General features: G+C 69.5%; 17 protein-coding genes. 10 read left to right on the forward strand and 7 right to left on the reverse strand.

Going from position 1 to position 21,887, the window contains the following annotated elements; translation table 11 throughout:
- Positions 1 to 809 precede the first annotated feature (809 nt).
- The 4 genes from thiM to Aco03nite_RS39905 are packed head-to-tail and all read left to right on the forward strand — an operon-like array spanning position 810 to position 4,445.
- A complete protein-coding gene (thiM, locus tag Aco03nite_RS39890; RefSeq protein WP_203805918.1) occupies positions 810 to 1,661 on the forward strand; it encodes a hydroxyethylthiazole kinase in 852 nt (283 codons plus the stop codon).
- A complete protein-coding gene (locus Aco03nite_RS39895; RefSeq protein ID WP_203805920.1) occupies positions 1,658 to 2,995 on the forward strand; it encodes an LLM class flavin-dependent oxidoreductase in 1,338 nt (445 codons plus the stop codon). The genes thiM and Aco03nite_RS39895 overlap by 4 nt, the downstream gene beginning before the upstream one ends.
- The gene (locus Aco03nite_RS39900; RefSeq protein ID WP_203805922.1) at positions 2,992 to 3,771 is read left to right on the forward strand and encodes a sulfurtransferase; all 780 of its coding nucleotides are present in this window, start codon (positions 2,992 to 2,994) and stop codon (positions 3,769 to 3,771) included. The genes Aco03nite_RS39895 and Aco03nite_RS39900 overlap by 4 nt, the downstream gene beginning before the upstream one ends.
- Complete coding sequence (locus tag Aco03nite_RS39905; RefSeq protein ID WP_203805924.1) at positions 3,771 to 4,445, forward strand: GntR family transcriptional regulator; 675 nt, start codon at positions 3,771 to 3,773, stop codon at positions 4,443 to 4,445. Before Aco03nite_RS39900 ends, Aco03nite_RS39905 begins: the two co-directional genes overlap by 1 nt.
- Before the next feature lie 91 nt (positions 4,446 to 4,536).
- On the opposite strand, the gene Aco03nite_RS39910 is transcribed toward Aco03nite_RS39905, so the two are convergent.
- Positions 4,537 to 5,169: a carbonic anhydrase gene (locus Aco03nite_RS39910; protein ID WP_203805926.1), complete on the reverse strand. Its 633-nt coding sequence runs from the start codon at positions 5,167 to 5,169 to the stop codon at positions 4,537 to 4,539.
- Positions 5,170 to 5,181: 12 nt separating this feature from the next.
- The gene (locus Aco03nite_RS55095) at positions 5,182 to 6,732 is read right to left on the reverse strand and encodes a GAF domain-containing protein (protein WP_203805928.1); all 1,551 of its coding nucleotides are present in this window, start codon (positions 6,730 to 6,732) and stop codon (positions 5,182 to 5,184) included.
- 230 nt (positions 6,733 to 6,962) lie between these two features.
- Here Aco03nite_RS55095 and Aco03nite_RS39920 point away from each other — a divergent pair, with 230 nt between their 5' ends.
- Positions 6,963 to 8,180 (forward strand): oxygenase MpaB family protein, encoded by a 1,218-nt coding sequence (locus tag Aco03nite_RS39920; RefSeq protein WP_203805930.1) that lies wholly within the window; start codon positions 6,963 to 6,965, stop codon positions 8,178 to 8,180.
- Here Aco03nite_RS39920 and Aco03nite_RS39925 read toward each other — a convergent pair.
- Positions 8,127 to 9,296, reverse strand: coding sequence for a TetR/AcrR family transcriptional regulator (locus Aco03nite_RS39925; protein ID WP_203805932.1), 1,170 nt, complete (start codon positions 9,294 to 9,296; stop codon positions 8,127 to 8,129). The genes Aco03nite_RS39920 and Aco03nite_RS39925 overlap by 54 nt on opposite strands.
- 77 nt (positions 9,297 to 9,373) lie before the next feature.
- Between Aco03nite_RS39925 and Aco03nite_RS39930 the strand changes: the two genes are divergently transcribed.
- On the forward strand, positions 9,374 to 10,861 hold the full coding sequence (locus tag Aco03nite_RS39930) for a multicopper oxidase family protein (protein WP_203805934.1): 1,488 nt from the start codon (positions 9,374 to 9,376) through the stop codon (positions 10,859 to 10,861).
- Between the two features lie 483 nt (positions 10,862 to 11,344).
- On the opposite strand, the gene Aco03nite_RS39935 is transcribed toward Aco03nite_RS39930, so the two are convergent.
- From Aco03nite_RS39935 to Aco03nite_RS39950, 4 genes are all read right to left on the reverse strand, one after another.
- Entirely contained in the window at positions 11,345 to 12,661 is a 1,317-nt protein-coding gene (locus tag Aco03nite_RS39935; RefSeq protein ID WP_275415952.1) for an alpha/beta hydrolase family protein, read from the reverse strand.
- A gap of 153 nt (positions 12,662 to 12,814) precedes the next feature.
- On the reverse strand, positions 12,815 to 13,930 hold the full coding sequence (locus Aco03nite_RS39940) for an aromatic ring-hydroxylating oxygenase subunit alpha (protein WP_203805936.1): 1,116 nt from the start codon (positions 13,928 to 13,930) through the stop codon (positions 12,815 to 12,817).
- A gap of 9 nt (positions 13,931 to 13,939) precedes the next feature.
- Entirely contained in the window at positions 13,940 to 16,318 is a 2,379-nt protein-coding gene (locus tag Aco03nite_RS39945; RefSeq protein WP_203805938.1) for a GcvT family protein, read from the reverse strand.
- 99 nt (positions 16,319 to 16,417) lie between these two features.
- Positions 16,418 to 17,167, reverse strand: coding sequence for an IclR family transcriptional regulator (locus tag Aco03nite_RS39950; protein ID WP_203805940.1), 750 nt, complete (start codon positions 17,165 to 17,167; stop codon positions 16,418 to 16,420).
- A gap of 146 nt (positions 17,168 to 17,313) precedes the next feature.
- Between Aco03nite_RS39950 and Aco03nite_RS39955 the strand changes: the two genes are divergently transcribed.
- From Aco03nite_RS39955 to Aco03nite_RS39970, 4 genes are read left to right on the forward strand one after another with little or no spacing between them, the layout of a single operon-like run.
- Positions 17,314 to 18,456 (forward strand): NAD(P)/FAD-dependent oxidoreductase, encoded by a 1,143-nt coding sequence (locus Aco03nite_RS39955; protein ID WP_203805942.1) that lies wholly within the window; start codon positions 17,314 to 17,316, stop codon positions 18,454 to 18,456.
- Positions 18,456 to 18,812 (forward strand): bifunctional 3-phenylpropionate/cinnamic acid dioxygenase ferredoxin subunit, encoded by a 357-nt coding sequence (locus tag Aco03nite_RS39960; RefSeq protein WP_203805944.1) that lies wholly within the window; start codon positions 18,456 to 18,458, stop codon positions 18,810 to 18,812. Before Aco03nite_RS39955 ends, Aco03nite_RS39960 begins: the two co-directional genes overlap by 1 nt.
- On the forward strand, positions 18,809 to 20,467 hold the full coding sequence (gene betA / locus Aco03nite_RS39965; protein ID WP_203805946.1) for a choline dehydrogenase: 1,659 nt from the start codon (positions 18,809 to 18,811) through the stop codon (positions 20,465 to 20,467). Before Aco03nite_RS39960 ends, betA begins: the two co-directional genes overlap by 4 nt.
- Positions 20,464 to 21,870 carry an aldehyde dehydrogenase family protein gene (locus Aco03nite_RS39970; RefSeq protein WP_203805948.1) on the forward strand — a complete coding sequence of 469 codons (1,407 nt, stop codon included), beginning with the start codon at positions 20,464 to 20,466 and terminating at the stop codon, positions 21,868 to 21,870. Before betA ends, Aco03nite_RS39970 begins: the two co-directional genes overlap by 4 nt.
- Positions 21,871 to 21,887: the final 17 nt, after the last annotated feature.

The following is a 21,887-nucleotide window of genomic DNA, read 5'->3' on the forward strand; positions in this document are numbered from 1 at the left end:
CAACGCCTGTGGATTCGGCGGCGGGGCGACGGATTTCGCTTTGGCCTGCTCATCCGTCCCGGCACCGACAACAGCGGCAGCCGCGGTCGAAGCCTGGCCCGGCGTTGTGGACGAGGCCGCGTCTGTGAACGAGGCCGCGTCTGTGGACGGCGTTCCGCCTGTGGACGAGGTCCCCGCTGTGGACGAGGTCCCCGCTGTGGACGAGGTCCCCGCTGTGGACGGGGCCGCGGTTGTGGATACGGCCGACGCCGGGACCATCGGTACGAAAAGGGCGTATCCCCGCGTACCAGATGGAATTTGAACCGGGATCGCCCATGCCGTCTCGCCGTCGGCCCCCGGCCACACCATCGACGGGAGCGCGTCGTTGGGCGGCATGACCAGGATTTGCGGCGCCGGCACGCCTGCCGGGGCATCCGAAGGGTTTGACGCCTCGGGCTCGGCGTCTGACGGATCCGTGGGGTCGGCTCTGGTGCTCGGGGGGCCCGTCGGTTCGGGCTTGGCGCCCGTAGGCACGGCCGGAGCCGGGTCCGGCTGCTCTGGTGGCAGGTCTGCCACTGCACCCTCCTAGGTCGCTCGGTTCGCACACTGTAGGGCGTACGCACGGCAATTTCTACGCCGGGACGTGTCCGTATCGCCGCGACGGCGGGAGTGATTGGCACGGATACGGGAGTTCACCCGCGACCGCATCTCCTACTGAAGGCGAAGAGATAATGGGATATGAGACCTGGATCACCAGCCACAACGATGATCGGTCCTACACTCGGCCTCACTGTATGCAGCGGTATGCAGAAAGCTGAGGAGGAGCGACCATGGCGACCTGGAAGGACGCGGACGTCCGCGAGGACTGGGCGAAGATCGGTGCACGCGGGCCGTTCGTCTACGGACTCACCAACTACATCGCGGCCAACCTCAGCGCCAACGTGCTGCTCGCCGCGGGTGCCGGGCCGGCCATCGGCGCCGCTTCGGACTGGACCACCACGTTCCCGGCCGGGGCGAGCGCGGTGTGGATCAACACGGCCGCGCTGATGAGCAGCGACGAGGAGTCGTTGCGCGCCGTCGCCCGGACCGCGCATCAGGCCGGCACCCCGTGGGTGCTCGACCCGGTCGCGGTCGGCGCCGGCGCCGCCGGGTACGACGACTTCGTCCGCTCGCTGCTGGAGTTCCGCCCGGCCGCGATCCGCGGCAACGCCAGCGAGCTGATCGCCCTCGCGGGCGGCGCGGCGACCGGCAAGGGCGTGGAGACCACCGTCGACTCGGCCGAGGCGGTCGCCGCGGTGTCCGGGTTCGCCGCCCGGATCGGCACGGTGGTGGCGGTCAGCGGCCCGGTCGACTACCTCACCGACGGCACCCGGACGGTCGAGGTGCCCGGTGGTGACGTGCGCCTGACCCGGGTCACCGGCGCGGGTTGCGCGCTCGGGGCACTGACCGCCGCCGCGATCTTCGCGACCGGGGACGCGTTCCGGGGCGCCGTTGTCGCGCACGCCGCCTACGCCGAGGCCGCCGAGCGGGCCGGCGCGCGCACCCGCGGCACCGGTTCGTTCGCGGTGGCCCTGGTGGACGAACTGTCGCTGCTGGCCGAAGCGGGCACCGCGGCGAGCACCGCAGCGCGCAGCGCAACGAGCAACGAGGCGAAGGACGAAGCGGGGAACGAGGCGGCATGACCCGGCAGATCCACCTCGGCGCCTTCCTCAACGCCGGCGTTCAGGGCACCGCCGGCTGGCGGCATCCCGACGCGTCCCCGAAGTTCCTGACCGCCGATCACTACGTACGCATGGCAAAGATCCTGGAAGAGGGCCGTTTCGACTTCGCCTTCGTGCCGGACGCGCTCAGCGTCCCCAGGAGTCTCGGCGGCTCGTTCGCCCCAGCCGTGAACTGGGGTTCCGGCACACCCCGGCTGGACCCGATCCCGGTGGTGTCGATGATGGCCGCCGCCACCACCCACCTGGGTGTGGCCGCGACCGTGTCCACCGGTTACCACGAGCCGTACAACGTGGCCCGCGAGTTCGCCACCCTCGACCACCTGACCGGCGGCCGGTCCGGCTGGAACGTGGTGACCAGTTTCCAGGACGCCGAGGCGCAGAACTTCGGCCAGCGCAGACTCCCGCCCCGGGACCAGCGGTACGGCCGGGCCGAGGAGTTCCTCGAGGTCACCACCCGGCTCTGGGACAGCTGGGCGGACGACGCGATCGTCGGCGACAAACAGTCCGGTGTCTTCGGCCGCCCGGAGGCCGTCGAGGCGCTCGACCACGAGGGTGAGCACTTCCGGGTGCGGGGCCCGCTCAGTGTGCCGCGCCCGCCCCAGGGCTACCCGGTGATCATCCAGGCCGGGGCCAGCGAGTCGGGCCGGAGTTTCGCCGCCCGCTGGGCCGACGTGATCTTCTGCAGTCACGCGTCGCTGGAGTCGGCGATCGCGTTCTACACCGATGTGAAGGCGCGCGCCGCCGCGCACGGTCGCGACCCGGACCAGCTGAAGATCCTGCCCGCGGCCACCCCGGTGATCGGCCGGGACACCGCGGACGCGATCGCGCGCCACGAGGCGTTCGCCGATCTGGTGTCGGTGGAGGCCGGGCTGTCCCGGCTGGCCTACCACGTCAACGTCGACCTGACGAAGTACGACCCGGACGGCCCGCTGCCCCCGCTGGAGGAGGTCGGGGTGGAGGGGCACTATCGGGAGGTGGTCGAGTTCGCCGCGAAGAACGAGCTGACGGTCGGGCAGATCGGCAGGTGGTACGGCGCCCGCACCGAGGGCAGCATGGTCGGCTCGGCCGGTGAGATCGCCGACGTCATCGAACAGTGGGTGGATGCCGGAGCCGCCGACGGTTTCGTGATCCAGGCCGCGCACGTGCCGGGTTCGTTCGACGAGTTCGTGACCGGGGTGGTGCCGGAGTTGCAGCGGCGCGGCCGGTTCCGCACCGAGTACGAGGGTACGACCCTGCGGGACAACCTGGGACTGAACCGTCCTGGGCGCGGCGAGTGGAAGGCGCGACGCGCATGACCGGACCACTGGTGAGCGTGGCGTGGCTGCGCGAGCACCTCGACGACGTGGTGCTGCTGGACGCCTCGATCGACCGTACAACAGATGGTTTTGCATCGGGGTTGGCCGACTTCACCGCGGAACACCTTCCTGGAGCCCGCTTCGCGGACATCTTCGCCGCGTTCTCCGACCCCGGTGCGCCGTTCCTCTTCACCATGCCGGCGGTGGGCGCGCTGGAGAAGGCCGCGACTTCCCTGGGTGTACGCGACGGAGCACAGGTCGTCGTCTACGACCGCAACGGCGGAGCGTGGGCCGCCCGGATCTGGTGGCTGCTGCGCGTGCACGGCTTCACCAGCGTCTACGTGCTCGACGGCGGCCTGGCGGCCTGGGCCGGCCCGCTGGAGTCCGGTCCCCCGGAAGCGCCCGCGGTCACCGGGGAGCTGACCCTGCGGGAACCCGGCCCGGTCACCGCCGACTTCGACGAGGTGACCCGGACCCCCGGCGACAAACTGGTCTGCGCGCTGCGGACCGAGCGTTTCGACGCCGGCCACATCCCCGGAAGCGTCAGCCTGCCGTACAACTCCCTGTTGTACCCCGACGGCACCCTGGACGTGGCGGCGGTCCGTTCCCGGGCGGCCGGCATCGGCCTGGACGCGACGAGTGTCGTCTACTGCGGCGGCGGCATCAACGCGGCGGGCCTGATCCTGGCCCTGGACGCGGCCGGCCTGCCGCTGCCCCGCATGTACGACGGATCCCTCAGCGAGTGGCGCACCCGCCGAGACATAGCATCCACTTGATGAACGCACGCGACACCGTCTACCGGGAACTGCTGGAACGGCTGACCCACGGCCGCTACCAGGCGGGCGAACCGCTGATCCCGCAGACGTTGAGCGAGGAGTTCGAGGTCTCGCGGACCCCGGTCCGCGAGGCCCTGGCCCTGCTCGAACAGGACGGGTTGCTGGTCTCCGGCCGGCGCGGCTTCGAGATCCGGCGGCGCACCGACGAGGAGATCATGGAGATCTTCGAGACGCGCGCCGTCCTGGAGTCGTCGGCCGCCTACGCCGCCGCGACCCGCGCCACCCCGATCGACCTGGCCCGCCTGCAGGACCTGCACGACCGTTCCCAGGCGACCACCGACCCGGCCGAGGTCCGCCGCCTGTTCAACCACTTCCACGACGCGGTCCGCAACGCCGGTCACAACCGGACCATGACGACCCTGCTGCGTACGATCGAGGCCCAGGTGAAGGTCTCCGCCCCGTGGTCCACGCCGGGCGGCCCCCGCGAGTTCGGCCCGAGCTACCTCGAACACGAGGCGATCCTGACAGCCATCCGCTCCGGCGACGCCCCCGCGGCCCGGACGGCGACGTTGACCCACAGCGCCCACGACCGCGACGTCCGGGTCAGCCAGCTGATCATCCGGATGGCCGAGGACCCGAAGTCCCCCGACGCCACCGCCGCCGGCTGGCACTGACCCCGGCCGGCGCCGGAAAACGACGGCGGCCGGCAGGACAGGTTCCGGAAAAGACCGGAACCGCCCACCGACCGCCGTAGTGGAACCGCTGTCAGACCGCCAGGAGACGACGGACCGGCTGGGCCTCGACGACCTCGCCGGAGCCGAGCGAGTAGAAGCTCGGGACCACGCTGACCCGCCCGGCGGTGATGGCCCGGTCGATCAGCGGTGAACGGTCCCGCAGCAGCTCAGCCGTGTAGCTGGCGTGCTGCTCGACGGTTTCGGTGAGTGTCTCGGCGCCGGCGATCCGGGCCCGGACGACGTCCGGGGCGATGTGCTCGCAGACCTCGCGGATGCTGCCCGGCGGCACCTTGCCCTCGTCGACCATCGCGGTGGCGGCGGCGACGGCGCCACAGCTCTCGTGACCGAGAACGACGATCAGCGGAACCCCGAGGACCTCGACCGCGTACTCGATGGAACCGAGCACGGAGGCGTCGAAGACGTGACCGGCGGTACGGACCACGAACAGGTCACCGAGACCCTGGTCGAAGAGGATCTCCACCGGTACCCGGGAGTCAGCGCAGCCGAAGACGATCGCGGACGGCGCCTGGGAACCGGTCAGCTCGGCCCGCCGGTGCGGGCCACGGCGCAGGTCCGCGGAGGTCAGACCGGCCATGAAGCGGGCATTACCCTCGCGCAGGGCAGCCCACGTCGTACCGGCAGCGGAACCATTGGCGTTGGACATGACTCTCCTGAATCAGTTGATGATGGCGCCGGTGACCGCCACCTGCTCCTTGAGAACCTCGTTGATGAGGCCCTGGGTTTCGTTGATCTTTTCGACCGCGTGGTGGATCTGAGCCAGGGAGGCGACGACGGCGTCGACCCGTGACTGGATGGTGCTGACTCGCTCGCTGACTTCGGCGGTGGCGCGTTCGGTCTCTCCGGACAGCTCCTTGACCTCGCCGGCGACGACGGCGAAGCCCTTGCCTGCCTCACCCGCGCGGGCCGCCTCGATGGTGGCGTTGAGGGCGAGCAGGTTGGTCTGGGCGGCGATCGACTGGATCGCCTGGACCACCTGGTTGATCTCGGCACTGGCCTGACCGAGGGCGGCCACCTGCTCGTTGGCCTCGACGGTCAGACGTTCGCCGGTCTGCGCCACGGCCGACGCGTCGGCGACGTTGCGCTCCACCTCTCCGATGGATTCGAGGAGGGTCCGGCCTGCGGTGTTGAGCTGGGCTGCGGCGGTGAAGCGTTCGAGTGCCTGGCCGACAAGGAACGCGGTGTTACGCAGTGCGGCTTCGCGGCCCGGATACATGATCAGGGTCCGGGTGGCGAAGAAGTCCATCGTGCCGACGATCTGTCCTGCTACTCGAATCGGCAGGCAGACGCCGGACTTTACCCCTGCGGCCTGGGCAGCCGGCCGGCGTACACAGTCGGTGAGTTCGCCGAGGTCCTCGACGAAGACCAGGTCGCCGCGGGCCCAGGCACGACCGGACAGGCCGACACCCTTGGCGAACGAGGCGGACATGGTGACGCGGCGGAACTCGGCGCCGGCATCGCCGGATTCGAGGGCGAACCGGAGCACGTTGTCCTGCTCGTCGAGGGACCAGAACGAGCCGTACTGCCAGTCGAAGTCGGCCCGGATCGTCTCCAGGGCGGAGCGGAGCGCATCGTCGCGGCTGGTGGCCTCGGTCATCTGCCGGATCACCGTGGAGACGGCGTCGACGTCCTGCGCGGACTTCTCCTGCTGGACGTTCTCGTGCAGGCGCACCAGGGCGGCGGAGACCAGGGCGCCGACGGCGCGGAGCACGCCGAGACGGCTCTCGGTGGGCTCCAGCTCCTCGAGGGAGAAGAAGTCCATGGTGCCGACGACCTGGTTCTTCTCGACGATCGGGAAGCAGACGCCGCTCTTCACCCCGGCCTGCGTGGCCGAAGGCGCCCGTACGCAGTCGGTGAGGTCGGCGAGGTTCTTGACGAAGACCAGGTCGCGGCTGCGCCAGGCGCGACCGGAGAGGCCGACACCCTCGGCGAACGAGGCCTCCAGCGTGACCCGGCGGAACTGGTCGGTGACGGTGCCGCTCTCCTGGGCGAACCGCAGGACCTTCGCGCCGGCGTCGAGCTGCCAGTACGATCCGTACGCCCAGTGGAAGCGTTCCCGCACCAGGTTGAGGGCGGTGCCGATGGCTTCCTCAGGCGACTTGCACGTCTCCATGGCCCGCACGATCGCGGTGACCGCTTCGACGTCTTCCCGAGCCTCGATCAACTGGGCGTTGAGCTGCTCTGACTCTCGTTTCCGGCTGCCGAACACGCTGCTCCCTCTCTATCGAGCAGCGGTAGGGTGTGCCGCTCGTCTTGCCAGCAAAGTCGGCACGGCGCCTGGCGTCATGAGGAAATAGGCCCCCCACCCGGGTAGAGCACCCCAACCGCAACCTTGCCGTCTGCGGCAGCGGTCGCTATGTTAATGGGAAATCACACATCGATGAACGTGGACATGCGCTCGTAGCACCGGTAACAGCCGATCCGGAAGCAGGAAAGCGAATGCAGAATCTCAGTAGGAGAAGCGTTCTGACCCTCGGTGCCGCGCTGGGGCTCGCGGGCGTGGCGGCCGACCCGGGCCGGGCCTGGGCGTGGTCCTCGGCCGGTTCGATCGCCGGCACCGACACGATCACCGACCCGTGGAAGGTCTGGGACGACGCCACCGACCCGCTGCTCGTCTCGATGCTGCAGAACGGGCAGATCCCCGCGGTCAACACCGCCTTCGACAACTTCGTCAAGAACGGCGACCCGCTGCCGGCCGGCATCCCCGCCGCGCTCACCACCTGGCTGCAGCAGCACAACACCCTGCCGTCGTGGGCCGATCAGGCGAAGCTGAACCAGGCGGCCCAGTTCAACAAGCGGATGAGCCTCTACCTCTTCCTTCTGTACGGGCTGGGCAGCGGCATCATGAGCACGGTCATCCCGCGGGAGGCCCGCAACGTCTACTGGTCCGAGGGCGGCGCCGTGATGAAGTCACGCGCGGCCAAGACCTTCACCTACGGCTACGACCTGAGCGCCCTCGACGCGTTCCAGCCCAGCGGGCACTTCATCACCACGTCGAACAAGACGCGGCTGACCCACGCCGCCGTCCGGCACCTGCTCCCCCAGTCGTCGCACTGGCGGGCGGTCACCGACGACCAGGACTTCATCCCGATCAGCAACGGCGACATCCTGATCACGTTCCACAGCCTCGGTACGTTCGTGCACGGCAAGCTGAAGTCGTGGGGCATCCGGATGACGGCCGCCGAGGAGGCCGCGTTCCTGCACATGTGGCAGGTCGCGCTGCACCTGCTCGGGGTCCGTGACGACTTCATCCCGGCCTCGTGGGCGGCGGCGAAGGAACAGTCGGCGTACGCGCTGACCCCGCTGATGGCCTCCACCCCCGAGGGCATCGACCTGGCCGGCGTCCTGCTCAACCTGACGTCCGAGATCGACCTGGGCGTGACCCGGGGCTTCCAGCGGGAGTTCGCCCGGTACCTGCTCGGCGACAAGGTCGGCGACTGGCTGCGGCTGCCGCGTGACCTGGTGTCCCGGGGCGTGATCGAGGTGGGCTGGCCGGCCTACGTCGCCTTCCGGGAGGGCACGTCCGGGGTCATCCCGACCACGTACTCACTGTTCGACAGGTTCATCCGCGGGCTGGCGATGCTCTTCCTGAACAACGGGACGTCACCGACGTACACGCCGATCACCATCCCCACCGGCAACCGCGCCGGAACCTAGGGCGTTCGTCGCGAGCGCGGTCACCGCGTCGCGATGGCCGGGGGTGTCCTCCCAGCGCAGGGCACGCCCGGCCTCCACCACCACCCCGAAACAGGCGTGCACCAGCAGCCGGGCCTGACGCGGGTCCAGCTCCGGGCGGGCGGCCCGGAGCTGGTGCTCCCAGACCGCGATGTACTCCCGCTGGGCCAGTATCAACGGCCGGCGCAGGTCGGCCGGCAGGCCACGGATCTCCGCCTCGGCGACACTGTTCAACGCGTTGTGCTCGAAGCTGTAGGCGACGTACGTCGCGGTCAGCGAGTCCAGGGACGGGCTGCTGCGCTCCACCGCCTGGGACAGCAGGCCGGCGGCTTGCAGACACGCCGCCACCAGAATGTCGATCTTTCCGGGGTAGTGCCGGTAGATCGCCGACGGGGCCAGCCCCACCGCGCTGGCGATCTGCCCGTTCGTCACGTTGGCGAACCCGTCCCGGGCGAACAGCGGGATCGCGGCCGCCAGGATCTCGGCCCGCCGGGTCCGTGGCACCGGCGGGGCGGGCAGGTCGACCCGGGCGGCGCTCTCGAAGGCCTCGGTCGCCGCCACCCGCAGCGCCGAGACCAGCAGCATCTCCTCGATCCGGCGCTGGGCGATCGACGTGTGGTGCATGGTGACCGACCCGATCACGCCGAGCGCGGCGACCGCCCGCAGCCGGGCTCCGGTTCCGCCCGCGATGGTCCTGCCGGCGATCCGCGTCACGACCTGCTCGAACTTGGCCCGCAGGCGGCGGCGGTCGTCACGGTCCAGGTAGCGGGCCTCCCACCGGTACAAGCCGCCGGACGCCCGGTGCGTGATCGTCACCCGGATGAGCGCGGTCAGCAGACCGGGCAGGCCGGCGTCCGGCGGCGCGTCGTCCAGCGCCGCGACCAGCCGGTCGGCCATCACGTCGGCACAGCCCGCGAACAGGGCGTACTTGTTCGGGAAGTGCCGGTACAGCGCGGCGGCGCTGATGCCCACACCGGCGGCGATCTCCTCCATCGAGGCCGCGTGGTAGCCACGCTCGCTGAACACCTGACCGGCCGCCTCGACGATGAGCTGCTTGCGGTTGTGCGGGCGGGTGGCCGCGGTCGGCCCGGCAATCATGGGGCCAGTCAATCACATAGCCTCCCGACAGCCTTCGCTCAGCGATCTATCAAGGTCCACATTGAATCTCATCGCTCATGACAGATACCTGCAACAAACGGGTGAGCCGCCGGCACGTGCTCGCCGGGGTGTTCGGCGCGGGGGCTCTCGCCGCGCTGGCCACCATCAGCAAGGGCACCTCCTTCGCTGAAGAGGCCACGACCCTGGTGGCAGCCACCGGCACCCTGCCCGTCCCGGAGCAGCTGGTCGCCACCGAGTCCGACGGCGTCTCGGTCTTCACCCTGGCCGCCGGGACCGGCACCGACACCACCCTGATCAGCGGTAAGGAGATCGAGACCGCCGGGTACAACGGCACCTTCCTCGGCCTCACCATGATCGTCAGCGACGGCGAGAAGGTCCGCTGGGACATCACCAACAACCTCGGCGACGAGACCACCGTGCACTGGCACGGCCTGCACATCGCGCCGTCCGCCGACGGTGGCCCGCAGAACGTCATCGAGGCCGGCGGCACCTGGTCGCCGGAGACCACGATCAACCAGGGTGAGGCCTGCACCCTCTGGTACCACCCGCACGGTCTCGGCACCACCGCCGAGCAGGTCACCCTCGGGCTCGCCGGGATGCTGATCGTCGACGACGGCTCCGCGGAGAACGCCGCCCTGCCGCACGACTACGGCGCCGACGACAGCCCGATCATCATGCAGTCCACCGCGATCACCAGCGCCGGGGCGTTCGCCACCACCAACAACAACTTCACCGCCTCCGCCTCGACGCTGAAACTCCTGGTCAACGGATTCAGTGCGACGGACACCACCCCCACCCTTTCCGTCGCGTACGGCCGGGTCAGACTCCGCCTGCTCAACGCGTCGCTCACCGACAGCATCACCCTGGCGCGCTCCGACGGCGGCGCCCTCACCCAGGTCGCCAGCGACGCGGGCCTGCTCGCCGCGCCGCTGTCGGTGTCGACGCTGCGGATCAGCCCCGGTGAGCGCGCCGAGATCGTCCTGGACCTGACCGCCGCGGACACCGCCGTCACCCTGAACGCCACGGTCCGCAACACCACCAACGGCACCCGCTACACGGTCGCGATGCTGCAGGTAGGCAGCACCGCGACGACGGCCGCCGACGCCCTGCCGTCGGTGCTCAACACGATTCCCGCCCTCGACGCGACCGGCGCGACCACCCGCACCTTCACCCTGAGCAACAGCGGCGCGTCCATGCTGATCAACGGTATCGCCGGAACCACGATGGACATCATGGACGCCAACGCGGTGATGACCACCCTGGGCGCCGTCGAACAGTGGACCATCACCAACAGCAGCACGAACATCTACCACAACTTCCACCTGCACGACGTGCCGTTACAGATCGTCTCGGTAGCGGGCGCGGCTCCCACCGGAGCGAATCTGGGCTGGCGGGACACCGTCGAGGTGGTCCCCGGCACGTCGGTGGTCATCAGGATGCAGTTCACCGACTACGCCGACAACGAGTTCATGTACATGCTCCACTGCCACAACGTCATCCACGAGGACGACGGCATGATGCTGGGCCTGATGGTCATGGGCTGACCCGAGGTCCCACTTCCCACCCGGCCCGCCCGGACACCCCGGCCGGGCCGGATCCCCCACCGCCAGGAACGGTCAGGAACAGTTGCCCCACTGGCAGTTGTGACCGGACGGCTTCCGGCCCATCCGTTCGGCCTCCTTGCACCACGCGCACTTCGTCCGGCCGGCCTTCACACACGCACAACCCATCTCGCACCTGCTTTCCATCGTTGCGGGCAGTCAGTCATCCCTGCATCTCGCGGCGACGCTCCTCAGCGCGCTCGTTGAAGACGACCGCGGCACGTGGGCGTCCGCGAGCCAGCCAGACAGCGAGCGAAACCGGCCAGAACATCACGGTCACCACGTGATCGAGGAACCAGCTCAGGCCGAACCCGTCCCTCCCGAAGATCTTGATCCGACCCTGACCGACCCCGGCCCGATGCCACCGGCAGGCTCTGCTCGCGCCGATCGATTTCGGCCACCGGCCCCTGCTCTGCGGGTGCTGTCTCAGGGCATGAAGTGCACCTCCGGGAAAGCGGCGGACGGGCCGTCGAGCAGGGGCCGGCGGCGGTGGCGTAGGTGCAGATCGAAGAAGGCGAGGGGGTAGCTCTGCTGGATGCGGACCGCGTGGTGTGGTTTCAGGGTGCCGATCCGGGCTGCCAGGTCCTCGTCCGGCATTTTGACCACCGCGGCCAGTTGGGGCAGCAGCCACTGCAGGTCGCTGAAGGAGCTGTGCACGGCGCCGTTGACCTGGAAGTAGCGGCGCCAGCCGGACAGCAGGGACCAGAAACGGTCGACGCTGTTCTCGGCGGGTGGGGGGTTTCCGGCGGATCGGGGGAACTCGGCGGTCATCAGCATGAACGGGCGGTTCAGGGCGGCCGGTAGCGGGTTCGACTGCATCGGGCCGTCGAGGCCCAGGCCGGCGCGGACCCGGTGGTCGGTGTTCATCACCAGGGCCGTCGCGGTGGCGCCCTTCGACCAGCCGAACATGCCGATCCGGTTCAGGTCCAAGGCGGCCGCGAGACCCGGCGGCAGCAGGTGATGGTTGGCAGCCAGATGATTGAGGTGGTCCAGCACCAGGCGAAGATCGTAGGCGTAGTCCCAAGGGGTGAATGGCTGCCCCGACGGAACCACGAGACGCCCGCCGGGGAACTCGGTGAACGAATCGCCGAAATGGTCCACGGTGACCACGACGTAGCCGTGGCTGGCGAGTTCCTGCACCACGATCGTGGTCTCGGACCGGTGCCCGCGGGAACCGTGCGAGAAGACGATCACCGGATGACGCCCTCGCCATGCCGGCACACCCTCGCGCGCGGCAGTCAGCGGCGCGGCGACCGCGCCGGGGTCGAATCCGGCGGATTCGAGCAGAGCCCGCATCGACGCCGCGGTCATCCACGACACCGCCGGAGCAACGGAATCGGCCGGCGCGAAGGAGGTGGCCGGAGCAAAAGAAGGGGCCGGCGCGGAGGAGGTGGCCGGCGCGAAGGAGGTGGCCGGAGCAAAAGAAGGGGCCAGCGCGGAGGACGAGGCCGGCACGGAGGACGCGGCCGGGTACCAGACGCTGAGCATCAGTTCACGGCCTCGGCCGCCGGTCTCGGTGAGGTGCAAGGGGACGGTGCCGATGCGGTGCGGGCCGGTCGGTGACGGCAGGGTGAGGCGTGGCGGGGTGGTGCCCGCCACGCCCGGACCGGTGCCGCCCTCGCCCATCCGGTCGGTGACGCCTTTTCCTGGCGAGCTTCCGGCTTCCGCACGGTCGGCGAGCAGAGGCACGGTGGCGCCGGCGGCGAGGGTGGAAAGGATCAGGCTGCGGCGGGTGAAAGTCATACCCCGACCCTGCCGCCGCAACCAGAATTCCACATCGGACCAGGGAACTAAGCCCACGGGCTACAACAACCGTGGACCACCTCGGCCCACGGGCCACAACGGCCGCGGACCGCCTCGGTCCATGGGCTGCCTCGGGCCATGGGCTGGTCCGGGCTATGCCAGGCGGTTGAGGATCCAGTCGTGGAAGGCTCTGATGTGGTGTTCGGAGGGGACCAGGACTCCGCCTCGGGCGTAGGCTCGGGACGCCATCGCCGGCTGGCAGCGTTCGCAGGCGTCGAAGTCCTGCACGTTGACGCGGTGGAAGAGTTCCACCGAGCGGGACACGTCCCGGCCCGACGTCACCACCTCGTTCGTGTAGAGCCAGTCGCATTCGACGATGGTGCGGTCGGCGGCCACCGGGTACATCCGGTGCAGGATGATGTGGTCCGGGACCAGGTTGACGAAGACCTGCGGCTTGATGGTGATGGCGTAATAGCGCCGGTCCTGGTCGTCGGACAGGCCGGGCAGCGTGTCGAAACCCTCGGATCCGTCGACGGTGAAACCCTGGATCCCGGTACCGAAGTCAGCACCGTGCCCCACGTAGTACTGGGCGGCATACCCGTCGGCGAATTCCGGCAGCACCTCGGTCAATTCGGGGTGGATCGTCGCGCAGTGATAACACTCCATGAAATTCTCGACGATCAACTTCCAGTTCGCCTTCACGTCGTACGTGATCCGCCGCCCGACCGTCAACGTGTCGATCTCGTAGGAGTCGATCGCGGAAAGCGCCCCGAGTCGTTCGGTGACCGCGCCCATCACGTCGTCCTCGAACGACGGCGGTTCGTCGGCCAGACACACCCAGACGTACCCGATCCACTCCCGCATGTGCACGTTGACCAGCCCGTACTCGACCCGGTCGATATCCGGCATCTTCGTCAGGTTGGGTGCCGCGACGAGCTTTCCGTCGAGTCCGTAGGTCCAGGCGTGATAGGGGCATTGAAAGGCCCGTTTCACCTCCCCGCTCTCCTCGGTGCACAGTTTTGCGCCCCGATGCCGGCAGATGTTCAGAAAGGCCCGCAACGAGCCGCCGCGCCCGCGGACGATGAGCACGCTCTCGCGCCCGACCTGAACGGATTTGAAGCTTCCGGGACGGGACAGATCACCGGCCCGGACGGCGCAGAACCACATGTTCTCGAAGATCCGGGCCTGTTCCCGTTCGAACAGGGCGGGATCGGTGTAGTGGTGACCGGGAAGGGTGGGAATGAGGCTGGTGGGAAGACTGGTGGTCACAACACACCTCTATCGGCGGATTCGTTCCATCTTGGGGTCGAACAGCGGCTCCGCCGCGACGGTGGCCGGCAGCCGGGTGCCGAAGTACTCGACGGCGACCGGGGTGCCGGGGACCGCGAGGGCGGCGGGCAGCCAGGCGTAGGCGACGGTGCGCCCGATGGTGTAGCCGTAGGACGCGCTGGTGACGTAGCCGACCGGCACGCCGTCGGCGTACACCGGCTCCTTGCCGAGGACGACAGCGCTGGGATCGTCCAGGGTGAGGCAGGTGAGCAGCCGCTCCGGTGGGGCCGTCGACAGCGCGGACCGCCCGATGAAGTCGCCCTTGTCCATCCGCACGGCGAACCCCAGACCGGCCGAGTACGGGTCGTGCTCGGCTGTCATGTCGGTACCCCACGCGCGGTAGCCCTTCTCCAGCCGGAGACTGTTGAAGGCGCTGCGCCCGGCCGCGATGATCCCGTGCTGCTGCCCGGCTTCCCAGAGCGTGTCCCACAGTTTGAGCCCGAGATCGGCGGAGGTGTACAGCTCCCACCCCAGCTCGCCGACGTAGGACAGGCGCATCGCGGTGACCGGGACCGCACCGACGTACGCCCGTCGGGCCCGGAAGTATCTGAGGCCCTCGTGCGAGAAGTCGGCGCTGGTCAGCGGCTGGAGGACGTCGCGGGCGAGCGGTCCCCACAGTCCGATGCAGCAGGTCCCGCCGGTGATGTCGCGGATCTGCACGGTGTCCGGGGCGTGCTGCCGCATCCAGTCCTCGTCGAGCGGCCCGTTGCCACCGACCTGGAAGACCTGCGGCCCCAGACGTGCGACGGTCAGGTCGCTGCGGATCCCGCCGTCAAAACCGAGCATCAGCGTGTACGTCACCGAGCCCACTGATTTGTCCAGGTTGTTGGTGGTCAGGTACTGGAGGAACTCCAGCGCCCCGGGCCCGGACACCTCGAACCGTTTGAGCGGCGTCATGTCGTACATGGCGACCCGTTCCCGGGTCACCCGGGCCTCGGTGGCGGCGATCGGCGACCAGTACCGGGCCGACCACGCGTCCCGTTCCGGAACGGAACCCGGGGCGTTCGCCGTGTACCAGTACGGCCGCTCCCACCCGGCGCCCTCCAGGAACTCGGCGCCCAACGACACCTGCCGTGGGTGGAACGGGCTGGTCCGCAACGGTCGCGGCCAGTCCATCGGCTGCAACGGGTGCACGATGTCGTACACCTCGATGAAGTTCTGTTTTCCCCGCTCCCGGATGTACGACGGCGACAGCTGCACCTCCTCGAAGCGGTGCAGGTCGGCCTCGTGCAGGTCGATCCGCGGCTGCCCGTCGATCAGCCACTCGGCCATCGCCCGCGCGACCCCGGCCGAATGGGTCACCCAGACCGCCTCGGCGACCCAGAATCCGGCCAGCTCACGGTGCTCGCCGAGCAGTGGCGCCCCGTCGGGGGTGAACGAGAAGATGCCGTTCATCCCCTCCTCGACCTCGGTGCCGGCCAGGTCCGGGAGCAGCTCGACGCTGGCTTTCCAGGCGGGCTCGAAGTCGGCCGGGGTGAACTCGAGGACGCTCGGCATCACCGGGGCCTCGGCCGGGGACAGGAATGAGTCGACGGGCATCGGGCGGTGCCCGTAGTAGCCGATGCCGAGACGGTCACCGTGGTCCCGGTAGTAAAGATCCTGGTCCTGGTGCCGCAGGATGGGCAGGGGGCCGGCCATCGAGGGGACGGGGCCGGTTCTCGCGTACTGATGGGCAAGGGGTTGAAGTGGCAGTGTCAGACCGGCCATCCGGGCGATCTGCGGGCCCCAGAAGCCGGCGGCGCAGACCACGATGTCGGCGGCGAGGAATCCACGGTCGGTCTCGACCCCGGTGACCCGCCCGCCGGCCTGACCGATTCCGGTCACGGTGTGCTCGCCGAGGAAGCGGGCGCCGCGTTCGATGGCCCGCCGTGCCTGGGTCTCCACGGCTCCAGGCGCGTCGGCCAGGCCGTCGGTGGGGACGTGGAAGCCGCCCAGGATCCGGGACTCGGCGAGCAGTGGGTGCAGTTCCACGCACTCCGCCGGGCTGAGCAGCGAACTCGGGACACCCCAGGAGGTGGCCAGGCCGTGCCGTCGTTCGAGGTCGTGCCGGCGGGCCTCGGTGGTGGCCACTTCGAGGCCGCCGACCTGCCGGAGACAGCCGAGACCGCTGAGCTTCTCCACCGTGTAGGTGGCCAGTTCGGTCATGGTCTTGGAGGGGTTGGTCTGGAAGACCAGACCGGGGGCGTGCGAGCTGGAGCCGCCGGGGCTGAAGAGCGGGCCCTGGTCCACGACGGTGACGTCGGTCCAGCCCCGTTCGGTCAGCTCGTCGGCGAGGGCGCTGCCGACGACGCCGGCACCGATGATCAGAACATGAGGAGGTTTGGTCATTGAGCGTCCTTGCGTTTCACGAAGCGCAACTCGACCTGAGATACGCAACAGCTTCAACGACCAATCGACCGCCGTCAAGACGTCTGGATTTCGCGGAAATTAAACCCTTCCCATGCGCTCGCTGACCTCGTCGGCGGCTGCCATCACACGCTTGGCTACTTCCGGGAAAGATGCTCTGATCAGGCGATATGCCGGACCGGAAACGCTCAGGGCGGCGATCACCGCGCCGTCGGCACCGCGGATCGGCGCGGCCACCGCGTTGAGGCCGACCTCGAACTCCTCGGCGGTGGAGGCCCAACCGGCAACCCGAACCTGATCCAGTTCGGCCTCGAGCGCGTCGGTGTCGACGATGGTCGCGACGGTGAACCGTTCCAGTGGCTCGCGGAAGGAAAAAGGCGGGGTGAAGGCGAGCAGGACCTTGCCGCTGGAGGTGGCGTGCAGCGGCGTCTGCTTGCCGATCCAGTCGTGGCTGGCGATCGAGGCGGCGCCCCGGCTCTGCGACACGTTGACGGCCCGTCCACTGTCCATGATCGCGATGTTGACGGTCTCGCCGATCTCGGCGGCGAGCCGTTCGCACGCGGCGTGCCCCTGCCGGCTGACGTCGAGCTGCGCGGCGACGGCTCCGGCGAGCCGGACGATGCCGAGGCCGAGCCGGTACGACCCGCGATCCTGGGTCTGCTCCACGAACCCGCGGCTCTCCAGGGCTCCGAGCAGGCGGAACGCGGTGGACTTGTGGACGCTCAACTCGCGGCCGATCTCGGTGACGCCTGCTTCGCGCCGCCGGGCCAGGATCTCCAGAATGGTCAGTGCACGATCGACGGACTGAACGAGCGGTGCGTCGTTGCTCATCACGCAACGATAGGGCAGCCGATTTCCGGCAGGTTGCAACACGTGACCGCTCACTGACCGATGCTTGACTATCGATCAAGCACCCGGGCAGTCTGTTGCGGATCTCACGGACTGTTTCGTTTTATACAACGGATGGTGGTTTGAGCGTGCAGAAAGTCGCGATTGCCGGGGCTTCCCTGGCCGGCCTCGCTGCCGCACGCGCTCTGCGGAGGCAGTCGTTCGCGGGCGAGATCGTGATCGTCGGTGACGAGCCGCACCCGCCGTACGACCGCCCGCCGCTCTCCAAGGAGTTCCTGACCGGCACGGCCACGATGGACGACATCGCCCTGGGTGGCAGCGCCGACCTGGACGTCGAGTGGCGACTCGGCACCCCGGCGACCGGCATCGACGCGCCGACGCGCAGCCTGCGGCTGGCCGACGGCACCGAGATCCGCGCCGACGCGCTGATCGTCGCCACCGGCGCGCGGGCCCGGGAACTGGGCAATCCCGGCGGGCTGACCGGTCTGCACACGCTGCGGACGCTGGACGACGCGATCGCGCTCAGGGCGGACCTGCGCCCCGGCGCCCGGCTGGTGGTGATCGGCGCCGGGTTCATCGGGGCCGAGGTCGCGTCCAGCGCCCGGTCGCTGGGCCTGGACGTGACAGTGGTCGAGACGCTGCCGACCCCGCTCGCCGGCCCGCTCGGCCCGGAGATGGGCGGGATCTGCGCGCAACTGCACGGCGATCACGGGGTGCCGCTGCTGACAGGCGTCCCGGTCAGCGGGCTGTCCGGAACTGATCGGGTCGAGGCGGTCGAGCTGGCGGACGGGACGCGGCTGCCGGCCGACGTGGTGGTGGCCGGGATCGGCTCGCTGCCCAACGTGGAGTGGCTGGCCGGGTCGGGGCTGGAGATCGCCGGCGGGGTGGTCACCGACGCGTCCGGCGCGACCTCCGTCCCGGGTGTGTGGGCCACCGGCGACTGCGCGGTGATCCGCGGCGAGCGCCGCTCCGAGCACTGGACACACGCCGTGGAGCACTCGATGATCACGGTCGCCGCGCTGCTCGGCGACACCGCCCCGGTGCGCAAGGCGCCCTACTTCTGGTCCGACCAGTACGGCGCCAGGATCCAGTTCGCCGGGCACCACGAACCCGGCGACGCCGTCCGGGTGGTCGAGGGTGATCCGGACTCGCGCAGCTTCCTGGCCGTGTACGAACGCGACTCGGAGCCGGTCGCCGTGCTCGGCATGAACCAACCGAAACTGTTCACCCGGTGGCGGCGCCAGTTGCGTGCCACCCCCCAGGAGGCGTGATGTCGCAGCCTGTCTGCCCGCTCAGCGCGATCCCGCCCGGCGAGGCGTACCGCTGGGAGACCGAACCGCCGGTCGCGATCTTCCACACCGAGGACGGTGAGGTCTTCGCGATCGACGACACCTGCACCCACCAGGACGCGTCCCTCGCCGACGGCTGGCTGGAGGGCTGCGAGGTGGAGTGCCCGCTGCACGCCTCGAAGTTCGACCTGCGCACCGGCCGGGTGGACGCGCCCCCGGCGAAGAAGCCGGTCCGGGTCCACCGGGTCGAGGTGACCGACGGGACGGTGTACGTCGAGCTCTCCACGGAAGCACCGAACCTGCCGCCGGGACCGAAGCCACCGGGAGTGAAGCCATGACCCAGTACGACTTCCTGATCGTCGGCGGCGGTTCGGCCGGTTCCGCGCTCGCCAACCGGCTCTCCGCCGACCCGTCGAACCGGGTGCTGGTGCTGGAGGCGGGCCGCCCGGACTACCCGTGGGACGTGTTCATCCACATGCCGGCGGCGCTGCCGTTCCCGATCGGCAGCCGGTTCTACGACTGGAAGTACGAGTCGGAACCCGAGCCGCACATGAACGGGCGCCGGATCTACCACGCCCGGGGCAAGGTTCTCGGCGGCTCCAGCAGCATCAACGGGATGATCTTCCAGCGCGGCAACCCGCTCGACTACGAGCGCTGGGCCGCCGACCCGGGCATGGAGTCCTGGGACTACGCGCACTGCCTGCCGTACTTCACCAAGATGGAATCCTGCCTGGCCGCCGATCCGGAAGACCCCTTCCACGGGCACGACGGCCCGCTCGTGCTGGAACGCGGGCCGGGCACGAACCCGCTGTTCCGGGCCATGCTGAACGCCAGTGAGCAGGCCGGTTACCCGTCCACCAGCGACGTCAACGGGGAACGGCAGGAGGGTTTCGCCCTCTTCGACCGCAACATCAGCCGGGGTCGCCGTCTCTCCGCGGCGCGCGCCTACCTGCACCCGGCGATGACCAGACCCAACCTGACGGTACGGACCCGGACGCTGGTGTCCCGGGTGCTCTTCGACGGTGACCGTGCGGTGGGCGTGGAGTACTTCAAGGGCAACGGCAGAACCCCGCACCGGGCGTACGCCAAGGAAGTGATCCTCTGCGGTGGAGCGGTCAACACGCCGCAGTTGTTGCAGCTGTCCGGTGTGGGCAACGCCGCCGAGCTGGCGGCGCTCGGCATCACGCCGGTGCACGACCTGCCCGGTGTCGGCGAGAACCTGCAGGACCACCTCGAGGTATACGTGCAGTACGCGTGCAGACAGCCGGTGTCGGTGCAGCCGTATCTGAAGTGGCGGTACCGGCCGCTGATCGGCGCGCAGTGGCTGTTCCTGCGCGGCGGGCCGGGCGCGACGAACCACTTCGAGGCGGGCGGTTTCGTCCGGAGCAACGACGAGGTGGCGTACCCGAACCTGATGTTCCACTTCCTGCCGATCGCGGTGCGCTACGACGGGTCGGCGCCGGCCGGTGGCCACGGCTACCAGGTGCACGTCGGCCCGATGTACTCCGACGCCCGCGGCTCGGTGAAGATCGTCAGCCGGGATCCGCGCGAGCACCCGGCGCTGCGGTTCAACTACCTCTCCACCGATCAGGACCGCCGCGAGTGGGTGGAAGCGGTCCGGGTGGCCCGGAACATCCTCGGCCAGCAGGCGCTCGACGAGTTCAACGGCGGCGAGACGTCACCGGGGGCCTCGGTGGAGACCGACGAGGAGATCCTCGACTGGGTGCGGCGCGAGGGGGAGACCGCCCTGCACCCGTCGTGCACGGCCCGGATGGGCATCGACGACATGTCGGTGGTCGAGCCGGAGAGCATGCGGGTGCACGGGCTCAAGGGGCTGCGGGTGGTCGACGCGTCGGTGATGCCGTACGTCACCAACGGCAACATCTACGCCCCGGTGATGATGGTCGCCGAGAAGGCCGCCGACCTGATCCTCGGCAACACTCCGCTGGCGCCGGTCGAGGTGCCGTTCTTCCGGCAGGGCGTGGACCGATGAGAGACATCCACTGCCCGGCCGACGGCAGCCTCGTCGCCACCGTGCCCGAGCACACCCGGGCGGACACGATCGCCGCGATCGCGGTCGCCCGCAAGGCGTTCGACGAGGGCCCGTGGCCGCGCACACCGGCGGTCGAGCGGGGCGCGTTGTTGCAAAAAGTATCGGCCATCATCGATCGTGATGCTAAAAGTCTGGCTCGCGCCGAATCGCTGGACACCGGAAAGCGGCTGGTCGAGGCCGAATGCGATATGTCCGATATTTCGGCCGCGTTCCGCTACTACGCGGGACTGGCGGCCACCAACGCGGGCCGGGTGATCGACACCGGGCGCACCGACGCGATCAGCCGCGTCGAGTACGAGCCGATCGGCGTCTGCGGCCTGATCACCCCATGGAACTACCCGCTGCTCCAGACGTCGTGGAAGGTCGCCCCGGCACTGGCGGCAGGCAACACCTTCGTACTCAAGCCCAGCGAACTGACCCCATCCACCGCGATCCTGCTGATGGACATCCTGACAGAGGCGGGCCTGCCGGACGGCGTGGCGAACCTGGTGCTGGGCGCGGGCGCCGAGGTGGGCGCGCCGCTGGCCGAACACCCGGACGTGGACATGGTGTCGTTCACCGGCAGCCTGCGCACCGGGCGGCTGCTGATGGCCGCCGCCGCGCCCACGGTCAAGCGGGTCGCCCTGGAGCTGGGCGGTAAGAACCCGAACGTGGTCTTCGCCGACGCGGATTTCGACACGGCTGTGGACATGGCCCTGACCGCGGTGTTCCTGCACTCCGGCCAGGTCTGCTCGGCGGGTGCGCGGCTGATCGTCGATGAGTCGATCCACGACCGTTTTGTGGACGCGGTGGTCGAGCGCGCGCAGCGGATCCGCCTCGGCGGCCCGTTCGACGAGGAGGCCGAGACCGGGCCGCTGATCTCCGCGGAGCACCTGGCGAAGATGGAGGACTACGTGGCGGCCGGTGTCGCCGAGGGCGCGGTGCTGCGCTGCGGCGGGAAACGCCTGGACGGGCCGGGGTACTTCTACCCGCCGACCGTTCTGGATCAGTGCCGGTCCGGGATGACGGTGGTCCGGGACGAGTCGTTCGGGCCGGTGCTGACCGTGGAGACGTTCAGCGGCGAGGACGAGGCGGTCCGGATCGCCAACGACACCGAGTACGGGCTGGCCGGGGCGGTGTGGACACGTGATGCGGGTAAGGCGCAGCGGGTCGCGCGGCGGCTCCGGCACGGCACCGTGTGGATCAACGACTACCACCCGTACGTCCCGCAGGCCGAGTGGGGCGGTTTCAAGCAGTCCGGCAACGGTCGCGAACTGGGTCCCACCGGCCTGGACGAGTACCGCGAGATCAAGCACGTCTGGCAGAACATCGACCCGCGCCCGCAGAACTGGTTCCGTTCATAAAAAGATCGACATTGGAG

The organism is Actinoplanes couchii, assembly GCF_016862075.1.
Classification (GTDB): Bacteria; Actinomycetota; Actinomycetes; order Mycobacteriales; family Micromonosporaceae; genus Actinoplanes; species Actinoplanes couchii.

Bases quoted from the DNA above. Each gene is read 5' to 3' on its own strand.
- thiM (WP_203805918.1), top strand. From the start codon at position 810: ATGGCGACCTGGAAGGACGCGGACGTCCGCGAGGACTGGGCGAAGATC.
- Aco03nite_RS39895 (WP_203805920.1), top strand. From the start codon at position 1,658: ATGACCCGGCAGATCCACCTCGGCGCCTTCCTCAACGCCGGCGTTCAG.
- Aco03nite_RS39900 (WP_203805922.1), top strand. From the start codon at position 2,992: ATGACCGGACCACTGGTGAGCGTGGCGTGGCTGCGCGAGCACCTCGAC.
- Aco03nite_RS39905 (WP_203805924.1), top strand. From the start codon at position 3,771: ATGAACGCACGCGACACCGTCTACCGGGAACTGCTGGAACGGCTGACC.
- Aco03nite_RS39910 (WP_203805926.1), bottom strand. From the start codon at position 5,169: ATGTCCAACGCCAATGGTTCCGCTGCCGGTACGACGTGGGCTGCCCTG.
- Aco03nite_RS39920 (WP_203805930.1), top strand. From the start codon at position 6,963: ATGCAGAATCTCAGTAGGAGAAGCGTTCTGACCCTCGGTGCCGCGCTG.
- Aco03nite_RS39925 (WP_203805932.1), bottom strand. From the start codon at position 9,296: ATGATTGCCGGGCCGACCGCGGCCACCCGCCCGCACAACCGCAAGCAG.
- Aco03nite_RS39930 (WP_203805934.1), top strand. From the start codon at position 9,374: ATGACAGATACCTGCAACAAACGGGTGAGCCGCCGGCACGTGCTCGCC.
- Aco03nite_RS39935 (WP_275415952.1), bottom strand. From the start codon at position 12,661: ATGACTTTCACCCGCCGCAGCCTGATCCTTTCCACCCTCGCCGCCGGC.
- Aco03nite_RS39945 (WP_203805938.1), bottom strand. From the start codon at position 16,318: ATGACCAAACCTCCTCATGTTCTGATCATCGGTGCCGGCGTCGTCGGC.
- Aco03nite_RS39950 (WP_203805940.1), bottom strand. From the start codon at position 17,167: ATGAGCAACGACGCACCGCTCGTTCAGTCCGTCGATCGTGCACTGACC.
- Aco03nite_RS39960 (WP_203805944.1), top strand. From the start codon at position 18,456: ATGTCGCAGCCTGTCTGCCCGCTCAGCGCGATCCCGCCCGGCGAGGCG.
- betA (WP_203805946.1), top strand. From the start codon at position 18,809: ATGACCCAGTACGACTTCCTGATCGTCGGCGGCGGTTCGGCCGGTTCC.
- Aco03nite_RS39970 (WP_203805948.1), top strand. From the start codon at position 20,464: ATGAGAGACATCCACTGCCCGGCCGACGGCAGCCTCGTCGCCACCGTG.